Here is an 11,886-nt window from a genome sequence, read left to right on the forward strand (position 1 = left end):
GCTCGCCTGCCTTGAAGCCGCTTTCAGCTCAGCTCTGCGCCTGACGAGCGGCGAGCCGATTCATCGGTGACCTAACTGCGCATTGTGGCCAAAAGGTTTCGGCTGGTCGATCGCTCAGGACTTCGGCGTCCAAGCGTCGTAATCGCCGGTGACGCGGGGGCGCTCCGTCCCGGTCAGGATCGACCCCTTCGGACGGTAAGCGGCCGGCGAGCCGGTCAGGTTCGGCTTGTGCGGCTTTTGCCACGCGCGCGGCTGATAGTTCTCGTCGTTGGGCGCAATGTCAGTCCGGTGGTGCATCCAGCCATGCCACGCGGCAGGAATGCGCGATGCATCCGCAAGCCCATTATACATGACCCAGCGCCGCGTCCGGCCCTCGGAATCGGTGCCGCCCTGATAGTAGACATTGCCGAACTCATCCGTTCCCACCTCGGCGCCGTGTCGCCACGTGTGGAAGCGCGTGTTGAGCGTTGCGCCGTTCCACCAGGTGAAGAACTGCAGCAAAAATTTCTTCATGAGAAACCTCGATAAACGCCGAGCGCCCGGCTGTTTTCAACAGGCGCGTTATGGCGTCAACGCGTTGCGAAGTCCATAGGCGGCGCCAATCCGATACCCATCCCGTGCCCGTTGCCGCGCGAAATCCCAACGGGCCGGCGGATCAGTTCTCGATCCTCGCCAGCTGCTCCGGGCCATGGTTTCGCGCCAGCGCCTGCAGTTCGGCTACGCGCGCGCGATAGCGGTTGGCGGCGCTGCGGTCGTTGCGCTGCGAAGCGAGTGCCGCGGCCAGTTCTGCACGCTGCATCTCGCGCTGCAGCTCGGTCATCTGGACCGTGCTTCGCGCGGGCGGCGTGGCAAAGGTCGGAAACACGCCGCTACGCCGCGCACCGGCCTCAACGAAAGGCGCGGGCGTGCGGGGCTCCGGACGGTTCAGCGTGTCATTGATGGCCGCAAAGCTCGGGTTGTAGTTCGGCGCACTCGGGTCGCTCGATGTGCACGCTGCAAGCCCCGCACAGAGGACCAGAAGGATCCACCGCAAATGTTTCGTCATACGTCCATCCTGCCGCCACACTCCGCCGCATGCTGACCGCACCGGTCGCATGACGGGCCGACACATCGAATCCCATCGTCTTATTTCTCTTACAATGAAGCGCTTCGGTATAGTAGGCTTTGGGAACAAGCCGTTAAGGCGACGCGCAATCCAAGCGCAGCATGAGGGAGGATGGCCATGACAAAGGCGTCTGGCAGCGACAAGCCGCCGATCGGCGACGCAAAGGCAATTGAGCCTTATATCGTCAAGGATCCCGAGGCGTTCGCGCGCAACCTCGCGCGCATGCTCGAAGAACTGGGTCGTGCTGCCGCAGCCTGGGTCGCGCCGCGGGAGAGCGGCGAGAAAACCGACACCATTTCAGAGCCTTATGCCGACATGGTGAAAACCTTTGCGAAGGTTTCCGAGTACTGGCTTTCCGATCCCTCGCGCGCGATCGAAGCGCAGACGCATCTTCTCACGTCCTATTTCTCGATCTGGAATGCGTCGATCCAGCGCCTCTCGGGCGCAGACGCGCCACCGGCCACGCCGGCTGCACATGTCGGCGACAAACGCTTTGCCGACAAGGATTGGAACGATAACGCCTTCTTCGATTTCCTGCGCGGTGCCTATTGGGTGACATCCGACTGGGCCGAGAAGCTGATCGTCGATGCCGAAGGTCTCGACCCGCATCTGAAACACAAGGCGCAGTTCTACACGCGCCAGATCATCGATGCGCTTTCGCCGAGCAACTTTCTTCTGACGAATCCGGAGCTCTACCGCGAGACCGTGGCGGAGAACGGGGAGAACCTCGTGCGCGGCATGCGCATGCTGGCCGAAGACATCGCCGCCGGCAAAGGCGACCTGAAGCTTCGTCAGTCCGACGCATCCAAGTTCAAGGTCGGCGAAAACCTGGCAACGACGCCAGGGAAAGTGATCGCTCAAAGCGATGTTTGCCAGGTCATCCAATACGAGCCGACAACGGAAAAGGTGCTGAAGCGCCCTCTTCTCATCTGCCCCCCATGGATCAACAAGTTTTACATCCTCGACCTCAATCCGCAGAAGTCGTTCATTGCCTGGGCCGTGGCGCAGGGGCACACGGTCTTTGTGATCTCCTGGGTCAACCCGGACGAGCGCCACCGCAACATGGACTGGGAGTCCTATGCGCGCGACGGCATCGGATTTGCGCTCGACGCTGCCGAGCAGGCAACGGGCGAAACCGGCGTCAACGCCATCGGCTACTGTGTCGGCGGCACGCTTCTGGCGGCAACGCTGGCACTTCACGCCAAGGAAAAGGACACGCGGATCAAATCCGTGACATTCCTGACGACGCAGGTCGATTTCACCCATGCGGGCGACCTCAAGGTGTTCGTCGACGAAGACCAGATCGAGGCGATCGAAGCCGGCATGGAGAAATCCGGCTTCCTCGAGGGCTCCAAGATGTCGACGGCCTTCAACATGCTCCGATCGTCCGACCTGATCTGGCCTTACGTCGTCAACAACTACCTGAAGGGCAAAGATCCGATGCCCTTCGACCTGCTCTACTGGAATTCCGATTCGACGCGAATGCCCTGCGCCAACCATTCGTTCTACTTGCGCAATTGCTATCTGGAGAACAAGCTGTCCATGGGCAAGATGGAGCTTGCAGGGCATCGTCTCTCGCTGAAGGACGTTCGGATACCGGTCTATAATCTGGCAACGAAGGAAGACCACATCGCGCCTGCCAAGTCGGTCTTCATCGGCAGCCAGTTCTTCGGCGGTGACGTGCAATATGTCCTGTCTGGCTCCGGCCACATCGCCGGGGTGGTCAATCCGCCCGACAAGAAGAAATACCAGTTCTGGACCGGTGGCCCACCGGTCGGCGCTTTCGAAGACTGGGTTCAGAATGCCGAAGAGCATCCCGGATCGTGGTGGCCGCACTGGCAGCAATGGCTGACCGAACTCGAAGGCATGGATGCCACCGTGGATGCCAAATCGCGCAAGCCCGGCGGTAAGAAGCTTAAGCCTATCGAGGATGCACCGGGCTCCTACGTTCGCGCCAGAGCCTAACGCCTCGATGAAGTTCAAGACGCCCCTCGTGCCGGCGACGCTGGTCAGCCGCTACAAGCGCTTTTTGTTCGACGCCGTCCTCGACGACGGCACGAAAGTTACGGGCTCCTGCCCCAATACGGGGTCGATGTGGGGCCTGACGACGCCGGGCTCGCGGATCTGGCTTTCCGAGCACGACAGCCCCACCCGCAAATATCGTCACTGCCTGGAACTGGTCGAAGCTGACGGCACCATCGTTGGCATCAACACGGGCCTGCCCAACCGGCTTGCAGAAGAAGCGATCGGTGCAGGGCTGATCTCGAACCTTGGCGACTACGCCCAACTGAAGCGCGAACAGAAATACGGCCAAGCCTCGCGCATCGACATTCTGCTCGAGGACCCGCAGCTCGGCCGGGCCTATGTCGAAGTCAAGAACGTGCACATGACGCGCGTGCAGGGACTGTTTGAGTTTCCCGATAGCGTGACCACTCGCGGCGCCAAGCATCTGGACGAGCTCGGCGACGTGATCGAAGCGGGGCATCGTGCGGTCATGCTGTTTCTCGTCCAGCGCAGCGATGGATCTCGATTGAAGCTTTGTCGCGATCTCGATCCCTATTATGCTGCGGCTTTCGACCGCGCCGTGGGGCGCGGGGTTGAAGCTTTTGCCGTTCGATGCGACATCACTTCAGAAGAAATTCGTCCTGTGGATCTCATCGTGATCGACGAGCCCGGGATGATGGTCCGCGAGGACCGGCTCCTGAAAACCGGACATCCATAGATGGTCAGCTACATCGCCGCAGAATTGGCGCCACAGAAGAACAACGGGCAGATCCGCCTCTACGGCGAAAATGGCTTCGAAGGGATGCGCAAGGCCTGCCAGCTGACCGCACGATGCCTTGACGCACTGGCGCCGATGGTCGTGCCCGGCGTCACCACAGATGCGATCGACAAGTTCGTGTTCGAATTCGGCCGCGATCACGGCGCCCTGCCCGCTACGATGAATTATCGCGGCTATACCAAATCGTCCTGCACCTCGATCAATCACGTCGTCTGTCACGGCATTCCGAACGACAAGCCGCTGCGCGACGGTGACATCGTCAATATCGACGTGACGCTCGTCGTCGATGGATGGCATGGCGATTCAAGCCGCATGTACCCGGTTGGGCAGATCAAGCGCGCTGCCGAGCGACTGCTCGAGGTCACGCATGAATCGATGATGCGCGGCATCGCGGCGGTGAAGCCCGGCGCCCGAACCGGGGCGATCGGCGAAGCGATCCAGACCTTCGCAGAGGCCGAGCGCTGCTCGGTCGTTCGCGATTTCTGCGGGCACGGGCTCGGTCGTCTGTTTCACGATGCGCCCAACATCCTGCACTATGGCCGCTCGAATGAAGGCCCGGAAATGCGGCCCGGCATGATCTTCACGATCGAACCGATGATCAATCTGGGCAAGCCGCATGTGAAGGTGCTTGCCGATGGCTGGACAGCCGTGACGCGCGACCGCTCGCTTTCGGCTCAGTACGAACACACGGTCGGCGTGACCGAGACAGGCTGCGAGATCTTCACGCTCTCGCCTGGCGGTCTCGACCGCCCAGGCCTGCCTGGCTGACGCGGCACGGCGGGGACATTCGTCATGGCATCGATCACAGAGCCGGACGATGATCAGTTCGCCGACGAACGCGCCTTTTTCGCAGAAGGCCCGGTCCAGCCGCCTCGTGCCACGAAGACGGCGCCCGCCCACTACCATGGGCACCGAGACCGGCTGCGCGACCGCTTTCGAGACAATGGTGTCCAAGGGCTTGCAGATTACGAGCTTCTGGAGCTTCTGCTCTTCCGCATACTGCCCAGACGCGACACAAAACCAATCGCAAAGGCGCTGATCGCGCGGTTCGGATCCTTGTCGGAGGTCCTCGGCGCACCGCCGCATCTTCTCAGCGAGATCGACGGTATCGGCGAGGCGGCGGCGCTCGATCTCAAAGTGGTGGCGGCGGTCGGCCAACGCATGTTGAAAGGCGAGATCGCGGCGCGCCAGGTGCTGGCTTCCTGGCAGCAGGTCATCGACTACTGCCATGCCGCCATGGCGTTCGAGACACGGGAGCAGTTTCGGATCCTGTTCCTCGACAAGAAGAACGTGCTGATTGCAGACGAAGTGCAGCAGACCGGCACGGTCGATCACACGCCCGTCTATCCCCGCGAAGTGATGCGCCGTGCGCTTGAGCTTTCGGCCAGCGCGCTGATCCTCGTGCACAACCATCCATCAGGGGATCCGACACCGTCGCGTGCCGATATCGACATGACGCGCACGATCGTCGAAACCGGAAAGCCGCTCGGCATCGTCGTTCATGACCACATTATCATCGGCCGGCAGGGCCATGCGAGCCTACGGGGCCTGCAGCTGATGTAAGAGGCGGCTGCCTGTTCAGCTCAGCTTATCGAGGAAGCGCCGGCTGTCGCGCCTGATGGCATCAATCTTATCTTCGCCCATCCGGTCGAGACTTTTCATGATGACGCCCATGCGGTGATTCTTCTGGAAGGCGGCACGGTTGCGCAGCAGGAAGTCCCAGTAGAGATAGTTGAAGGGACAGGCCTTCTCGCCGTTCTTCTTCTTCACATCGTAGCGGCAGTTGCCGCAATAGTCCGACATCCGGTCGATATAGGCGCCGGAGGCTGCATAGGGCTTGGAGGCAAAGAAGCCGCCATCGGCATAGAGGATCATGCCGACGACGTTCGGCATCTCCACCCATTCATAGGCGTCGTGGTAGACGAGCAGGTACCATTCCTGCACTTCCTTCGGGTCGAGGCCCGCGAGCAGGCAGAAATTGCCGATGACCATCAGGCGCTGAATGTGATGGGCATAGGCATTGGCCTTGGTCTCGCCGATCGACTGCTTCAGGCAGTTCATCTCGGTTTTCGCCGTCCAGAAGAAGTCGGGCAGCTTCTTGTCAGCCGACAAGGCGTTTGAACCGGCATAGTCCGGCATTTTCAGCCAGTAGATCCCGCGGATGAATTCGCGCCATCCGATGACTTGGCGGATGAAGCCCTCCGCCGCGTTGATCGGCACAGCCCCGTCGCGCCACGCTTCTTCCACTCTGTCGCAGCATTCACGTGGTGAAAGCAGCCCGCAATTGATGAGACCTGACAGGTTCGAGTGAAAGAGCAACGGCTCGCCCTGGCGCATGGCGTCCTGATAGGTCCCGAAGTTCGGAAGTGCCGTGTCGATGAACCAGTCCAGATAGTGCAGCGCCTGCCGGCGCGTGACGGGATAGTCGAACGGCTCGAGATCGCCAAAATTTTCTTCGAACTGCTCCGCGACGAGCGCCAGAACTTCCTTCGTCTCGTCATCGACCGTATAGGTCGGCCGCTTCGGCGCTTTCAGATCGGCTGGCAGCTTCTCCCGATTGTCGTGGTCGAAGTTCCACTTCCCGCCTTCCGGTGCATCGCCGTCCATCAGATAGCCGGTCAGGCGGCGCATCTCGCGGTAGAAATACTCCATCCGGAGCGATTTCGGGTTCTCGCCCGCCCATTCCTTGAACCGCTTGTGAGAGCAGAAAAAGCGGGTGTCCGGAAGAACTGTCAGGGGCACGCCTACCCCATCGCGCCACTCCTTCTGCATCATCAGCACGCGGTGCTCCGCCGCCTCGGTCATGACGACCGCTTCTAGTGCATGCGCGTCGATCGCCCGTTTCAGCGCATCATCGAGCGACGCGACGCCCTCGTCGAATCGCATGTAGTGAACGGTGAAGCCGGCGCTCTCCAGATCGCGTGCGAAATGGCGCATGGCGGAGAAGAGGAAGGCGATCTTCTTCTTGTGGTGGCGCACATAGCTTGCCTCGGCGCCCACTTCCGCAATCAGGATCACGTCGCGATCCTTGTCGGCTCCCTCCAGCGCAGACAGGTCGCGGCTCAGTTGATCGCCAAGGACAAATCTAAGCCTTCCGCCCGTGCGGTCTTTCGTTTGCGCCACTGTGGTCTCAGCCCTTCATCCATCCGATGTCCGGCACATAGCGCGCTGCAAGCATTGAAAAAGGCCGCCCGCGTTTTGCGGACGGCCTCTTGTCGAACTTAGAGATCCGAAGCGAGGATCAGGCCTCTTCGGCGTCGTCCTTCTTGGCTGCCTTCTTCTTGGCGGGCTTCTTTTCGCCCTCGTCGGCGGCAGCCGTCTCGTCCTTCTTGGCAGCCTTCTTCTTGGCCGGCTTCTTTTCGGAAGCTTCAGCCTTGCTGCCCGTCTCGTCCTCGTCTTCAGCCATCAGCTCTTCCTTGCTGACGGTCTTGTCGGTGACGTCGGCTTCGGAAAGCAGGTGGTCGATGACCTTTTCCTCGAAGATCGGCGCGCGCAGCGAAGCGGCTGCACCCGGGGTCTTCTGGAAGTATTCCATGATCTGGCGTTCCTGGCCGGGGAACTGGCGAACCTGCTCATAGAGGGCGCGCTGCATTTCCTCGTCGGCAACCTTCACGCCGGCCTTTTCGCCGATCTCGGAAAGAACCAGACCAAGGCGGACGCGGCGTTCGGCGAGCTTGCGATACTCTTCGCGCGCTGCTTCTTCGGTCGTGTCCTCGTCCTCGAAGCTCTTGCCGGATTGTTCGAGATCGCGGGTGATCTGCGTCCAGATGTTGTTGAACTCGGCATCGACCAGCGTCTCGGGCGTGTCGAACTGGTAGAGTTCGTCGAGCTGGTCGAGGATCTGACGCTTTACCTTCTGGCGGGTCATCTGGCCGTACTGGCTTTCGATCTGGCCGCGGACGACCTCGCGCAGCTTGTCGGCCGATTCGAGGCCGAGCTTCTTGGCCAGCTCGTCGTCGATCGTCAGTTCGGCCGCAGCGGCGACGTCCTTGACCTTTATGTCGAAGGTGGCTTCCTTGCCCGCAAGGTTGGCCGCCGGGTAATCATCCGGGAACGAAACTGTGATCGTCTTCTCGTCGCCGGCCTTCACGCCGACCAGTTGCTCTTCGAAGCCGGGAATGAAGCGCTTGGAGCCGATGACCAGTTCGGCATCGTCGTCCTTGCCGCCATCGAAGGGCTCGCCGTCGATCTTGCCGAGATAGTCGATCGTCACGCGATCGCCGTCGGCAGCCTTGCCCTTCTTGGTCTCGTAGGTCTTGGCGTTCTCGGCGATGCGGAGAACTTGCTCTTCGACTTCCTCATCCGGAATGTCGACGACTTCGCGCGTGACCGTCAACTTGGAATCGCCCTTGAGTTCGATCGCCGGGATGACTTCGTAGGCCAGCGAGAACTCGAAGTCCTTCTTGGCATCGAGGATCTCGTTGGCTTCCGCCTCGTCCTCGGTCATCTTGATTTCAGGCTGCGTGGCGGAGCGCTCGCCGCGCTCGGTCAGAATCGCGCCCGGCTTGTCGCGGATGATCTCATTGACGAGATCGGCCATGAACGACTTGCCGTACATCTTCTTGAGATGCGACATCGGCACCTTGCCGGGGCGGAAGCCGTTCAGACGGACCTTGTTCTTGGCATCGGCCAGGCGCTCATTGAGCTTCTGCTCCATCTCTTGCGCTGGCACGACGACTTTGATCTCGCGCTTCAGGCCTTCGGCCAGGGTCTCGGTTACCTGCATCGTTCACCTTCTTGATAGTTCTTGGCAGCGCTCTCGCGACGTCGTCGAGGAGCGCTGAACCGGAATTCAAATTGCCGGAAGCGGCGTTCAATTCTGTCTGGTGCGGGTGGAGGGACTTGAACCCCCACGGCTTTCGCCACCAGAACCTAAATCTGGCGTGTCTACCAATTCCACCACACCCGCTCTGCTCGCCAGATCAACACTCAAGGCATAGCGGGCCAGCCTTGAACGCGCGTCTCTATATCACCCGTTCTGGAGGGTTCAAAGGAAAAATGGGGTATTTGGCGCCGCCATTCCGCTCTTTTAGCATCGACGCAAGATCGAATGGAACCTTCGCCCAACGAGCGCGTTCATGCACCGTGTTCGCCTCGGCGAGCGAGCGGCCCGCTCTTGAAACGCTGGGATCGCCTCCTCACATTGCGGACGCAAGGCCGGCCAAAAGCTGACGTGTGACAGAGTTGCGTAAGGTGCATGGCTTCCATGCAGATATTGCACTGCACAAATCGGATCGGTCGCCTTATGTTGAAGTCATCGAACGGCGCAACTGAGCGCCTCGATCGAGGGTCGCCCGTAAGGCGGCAAAGAATTCGGAGCGGCAAACTCCTCCTCCCATTGCCTCTCCGATATGATGGATGGTTCTCCTCCTCCCAACCATTCATCGCCACAAATGACGCCCGCTGGATCCTCCTCCCCCAGCGGGCGTTATTTTTTTCCGACTCTCTCATATAAATCATCTGATGTGCTTCGCCTCGCTTTCGCCAGTTGGCGGCGGCGGGCAATGTCGTGCGTCATCCGGTGCTCCATCGGCCTGGGCGCGGATGCACGTGCAAATGAATCAAATCTTAACGATCTGATCCGGTCTGCAGCCAGCGCATAGCCACGATGCTTATTTCGCACTGCACAAATTGGCCCATCGCACCTATCTTCAGTCCAACGAGATCGGGCCGCTCAAGAGCAGGCCTGGGAAATACGAAGGACATGAAGATGAACGTAGCACGCACTTTCAACAACTGGCGCAAGTACCGTCAGACCCGCAACGAACTGGCCCGTATGTCGGATCGCGAACTCAGCGACATCGGTGTAAACCGCGCTGACATCGCGCGCATCGCTCGCCAGGCGATCTAATTAAGAAATTCGGCCGGACACACTCCTCCTCCCAGTGTCAGGCCGAGCGATCGGCGGCCCTCCTCCTCCCAGCTGCCGATCAAACAAAGTGCGCCCGCCGGATCTCCTCCCCCGGCGGGCGCTCTTGTTTTGAGCGACGTGATCCAAATTGCGGTCCCGGACCGAACAGAGCGAGCATCATGAGCCTTACGGAGTCCTTTCGACGCTGGCGCCAATACCGTATCGCCTGCACGGATCTCGAGCAGATGACGAGCCGGGAGCTCGCTGATCTCGGGCTGACCCGACGCGACATCCCGGTCGTGGCTCGCACCGCGGTCAAGTAATGCTCAAAGTACCGGCGTATGCCTGAAAAATCGGCATTTCACGGTTGCCGCTTCGGATCGATCCCAGCGCTGCCTGCCCCGCATGGCTGGCCTCGGACATCAGCGCTACTGGCGCTCGCCAATCGGCAGTAGAAGCAGCACCAAGAGACGGCCCGTGCGCCGTCACATCCCAATCAGGTGAATACCATGCTTATTCTCAACAATGCCCGGTCGTGGCTCAGCCGCCGCCGCACCATGAACACGCTTCGCGGCCTCTCCAACGAGACGCTCGAAGACATCGGCCTAACGCGTTTCGACGTTGCCCGCAGCGGACGCCAGGCGCGCTGAAACGCCCGTTGGCCTTGCCGCGCCGGAATGATATGACGCGCGCATGACAGATACAGCAGATCACACAAAGCCCGTTCACGTGATCGGCGGAGGACTTGCCGGTTCGGAAGCCGCCTGGCAGATCGCTCAGGCAGGCGTTCCCGTCGTCCTCCACGAAATGCGACCAATCCGCGGCACCGATGCCCACCTCACCGACGGCCTCGCCGAACTCGTCTGCTCGAACTCATTTCGGTCGGACGATGCGGAGACGAATGCGGTGGGCGTCCTGCATGCCGAGATGCGGCTTGCCGGGTCGCTCATCATGGCGTGCGGCGACCTCAATCAGGTGCCGGCAGGCGGCGCGCTTGCCGTCGACCGCGTCGGCTTTTCCGACGCCGTAACGAAGGCGCTGAACGACCATCCGCTCGTCACCATCGAGCGTGAGGAAGTGACGGGCCTGCCACCCGCCGAATGGGGCCGGACGATCATCGCGACTGGTCCGCTGACTGCACCCTCGCTCGCCGAATCGATCGGCCAAGTCACGGGTGCCGATGCTCTCGCCTTTTTCGATGCCATCGCGCCGATCGTCCACGCCGAGTCCATCGACATGGATATCTGCTGGTATCAGTCGCGCTACGACAAGGTCGGCCCCGGCGGCACGGGCAAGGACTATATCAACTGCCCGATGACGGAAGCGGAATACAGTGCCTTCGTCGACGCGTTGCTGGCCGGCGACAAGACGAGCTTCAAGGATTGGGAAGGCACGCCCTATTTCGATGGGTGCCTGCCGATCGAAGTGATGGCCGAGCGCGGCCGCGAAACGCTTCGCCATGGGCCGATGAAGCCGATGGGCCTGACCAACGCGCACAAGCCGACCGAAAAGGCTTATGCTGTCGTCCAGCTGCGCCAGGACAATGCTCTCGGCACGCTCTTCAACATGGTCGGTTTCCAGACCAAGCTGAAATATGGCGCACAGACCGAGATCTTCCGGATGATACCCGGGCTGCAGAATGCCGAATTTGCCCGTCTCGGTGGCCTGCATCGCAACACCTATCTCAACTCGCCGGTGTTGCTCGACGCGACGCTGCGCCTGAAGGCTCGTTCGGACATCCGCTTCGCCGGACAGATCACGGGCTGCGAAGGCTATGTCGAATCGGCCGCAATCGGTCTCCTGGCCGGCCGCTTCGCTGCAGCGGAGGCCAGAGGCCTAGCGCCTTCCGTGCCGCCTGCGACGTCCGCGTTCGGCTCGCTGCTGGGTCACATTACGGGTGGCCATATCGTTTCCGACGATGAGCCGGGCAAGCGGTCGTTCCAGCCGATGAATGTCAATTTCGGTCTGTTCCCGCCACTGGACCCGGGAGCGATCGTGCGGCCCGAGGGCGTGAAGCGCTTTCGCGGCAAGGACAAGACGATCGCCAAGAAGCGCGCCATGGCGCATCGCGCGCTCGCCGATTGTGCCGCCTGGCTTGGCGACAGCGATTTCCGTCAAGCCGCCGAGTAGCTGCGGAACCTGGCCCTT

The 11,886-nt window shown here is 61.0% G+C and carries 12 protein-coding genes and 1 tRNA gene; 8 read left to right on the plus strand and 5 right to left on the minus strand.

The genetic code is table 11. The features are described from left to right. Positions 1–114 precede the first annotated feature (114 nt). Both PU133_RS12695 and PU133_RS12700 read right to left on the minus strand, forming a co-directional pair. Positions 115–513, minus strand: coding sequence for an NADH:ubiquinone oxidoreductase subunit NDUFA12 (locus tag PU133_RS12695; protein ID WP_404861998.1), 399 nt, complete (start codon positions 511–513; stop codon positions 115–117). A gap of 142 nt (positions 514–655) precedes the next feature. Continuing rightward, on the minus strand, positions 656–1,045 hold the full coding sequence (locus PU133_RS12700) for a hypothetical protein (protein ID WP_404861999.1): 390 nt from the start codon (positions 1,043–1,045) through the stop codon (positions 656–658). Positions 1,046–1,216: 171 nt separating this feature from the next. On the opposite strand from PU133_RS12700, the gene PU133_RS12705 reads away from it, so the two are divergent. The 4 genes from PU133_RS12705 to radC are packed head-to-tail and all read left to right on the plus strand — an operon-like array spanning position 1,217 to position 5,450. Continuing rightward, a complete protein-coding gene (locus PU133_RS12705) occupies positions 1,217–3,070 on the plus strand; it encodes a PHA/PHB synthase family protein (RefSeq protein WP_404862000.1) in 1,854 nt (617 codons plus the stop codon). A gap of 7 nt (positions 3,071–3,077) precedes the next feature. Next, on the plus strand, positions 3,078–3,827 hold the full coding sequence (gene sfsA, locus PU133_RS12710; RefSeq protein WP_404862001.1) for a DNA/RNA nuclease SfsA: 750 nt from the start codon (positions 3,078–3,080) through the stop codon (positions 3,825–3,827). Then, on the plus strand, positions 3,828–4,655 hold the full coding sequence (gene map, locus PU133_RS12715) for a type I methionyl aminopeptidase (RefSeq protein ID WP_404862002.1): 828 nt from the start codon (positions 3,828–3,830) through the stop codon (positions 4,653–4,655). 24 nt (positions 4,656–4,679) lie between these two features. Further along, positions 4,680–5,450: a DNA repair protein RadC gene (gene radC / locus PU133_RS12720; protein ID WP_404862003.1), complete on the plus strand. Its 771-nt coding sequence runs from the start codon at positions 4,680–4,682 to the stop codon at positions 5,448–5,450. A gap of 15 nt (positions 5,451–5,465) precedes the next feature. On the opposite strand, the gene PU133_RS12725 is transcribed toward radC, so the two are convergent. The 3 genes from PU133_RS12725 to PU133_RS12735 form a co-directional block, all read right to left on the minus strand. Further along, positions 5,466–7,010 carry a cryptochrome/photolyase family protein gene (locus tag PU133_RS12725; RefSeq protein WP_404862004.1) on the minus strand — a complete coding sequence of 515 codons (1,545 nt, stop codon included), beginning with the start codon at positions 7,008–7,010 and terminating at the stop codon, positions 5,466–5,468. 118 nt (positions 7,011–7,128) lie between these two features. Further along, a complete protein-coding gene (gene tig, locus PU133_RS12730; RefSeq protein WP_404862005.1) occupies positions 7,129–8,613 on the minus strand; it encodes a trigger factor in 1,485 nt (494 codons plus the stop codon). 98 nt (positions 8,614–8,711) lie between these two features. Further along, a tRNA-Leu gene (locus PU133_RS12735) sits at positions 8,712–8,796 on the minus strand. 801 nt (positions 8,797–9,597) lie between these two features. Between PU133_RS12735 and PU133_RS12740 the strand changes: the two genes are divergently transcribed. The 4 genes from PU133_RS12740 to trmFO all read left to right on the plus strand — a co-directional run bounded on the left by PU133_RS12740 (position 9,598) and on the right by trmFO (position 11,868). Next, positions 9,598–9,738: a DUF1127 domain-containing protein gene (locus PU133_RS12740; RefSeq protein ID WP_126010500.1), complete on the plus strand. Its 141-nt coding sequence runs from the start codon at positions 9,598–9,600 to the stop codon at positions 9,736–9,738. Positions 9,739–9,917: 179 nt separating this feature from the next. Then, complete coding sequence (locus PU133_RS12745; protein WP_404862006.1) at positions 9,918–10,061, plus strand: DUF1127 domain-containing protein; 144 nt, start codon at positions 9,918–9,920, stop codon at positions 10,059–10,061. A 186-nt stretch (positions 10,062–10,247) separates the two neighbouring features. Then, entirely contained in the window at positions 10,248–10,388 is a 141-nt protein-coding gene (locus PU133_RS12750) for a DUF1127 domain-containing protein (protein ID WP_404862007.1), read from the plus strand. 43 nt (positions 10,389–10,431) lie between these two features. Continuing rightward, on the plus strand, positions 10,432–11,868 hold the full coding sequence (gene trmFO, locus PU133_RS12755) for a methylenetetrahydrofolate--tRNA-(uracil(54)-C(5))-methyltransferase (FADH(2)-oxidizing) TrmFO (RefSeq protein ID WP_404862008.1): 1,437 nt from the start codon (positions 10,432–10,434) through the stop codon (positions 11,866–11,868). Positions 11,869–11,886: the final 18 nt, after the last annotated feature.

The sequence above is a fragment of the Georhizobium sp. MAB10 genome, assembly GCF_045012825.1.
Lineage (GTDB): Bacteria > Pseudomonadota > Alphaproteobacteria > Rhizobiales > Rhizobiaceae > Georhizobium > Georhizobium profundi.

Excerpts from the sequence above, each read along its gene's own strand:
- PU133_RS12695 (WP_404861998.1), bottom strand. The coding sequence starts at position 513 with ATGAAGAAATTTTTGCTGCAGTTCTTCACCTGGTGGAACGGCGCAACG.
- PU133_RS12700 (WP_404861999.1), bottom strand. The coding sequence starts at position 1,045 with ATGACGAAACATTTGCGGTGGATCCTTCTGGTCCTCTGTGCGGGGCTT.
- PU133_RS12705 (WP_404862000.1), top strand. The coding sequence starts at position 1,217 with ATGGCCATGACAAAGGCGTCTGGCAGCGACAAGCCGCCGATCGGCGAC.
- sfsA (WP_404862001.1), top strand. The coding sequence starts at position 3,078 with ATGAAGTTCAAGACGCCCCTCGTGCCGGCGACGCTGGTCAGCCGCTAC.
- map (WP_404862002.1), top strand. The coding sequence starts at position 3,828 with ATGGTCAGCTACATCGCCGCAGAATTGGCGCCACAGAAGAACAACGGG.
- radC (WP_404862003.1), top strand. The coding sequence starts at position 4,680 with ATGGCATCGATCACAGAGCCGGACGATGATCAGTTCGCCGACGAACGC.
- tig (WP_404862005.1), bottom strand. The coding sequence starts at position 8,613 with ATGCAGGTAACCGAGACCCTGGCCGAAGGCCTGAAGCGCGAGATCAAA.
- PU133_RS12740 (WP_126010500.1), top strand. The coding sequence starts at position 9,598 with ATGAACGTAGCACGCACTTTCAACAACTGGCGCAAGTACCGTCAGACC.
- PU133_RS12745 (WP_404862006.1), top strand. The coding sequence starts at position 9,918 with ATGAGCCTTACGGAGTCCTTTCGACGCTGGCGCCAATACCGTATCGCC.
- PU133_RS12750 (WP_404862007.1), top strand. The coding sequence starts at position 10,248 with ATGCTTATTCTCAACAATGCCCGGTCGTGGCTCAGCCGCCGCCGCACC.
- trmFO (WP_404862008.1), top strand. The coding sequence starts at position 10,432 with ATGACAGATACAGCAGATCACACAAAGCCCGTTCACGTGATCGGCGGA.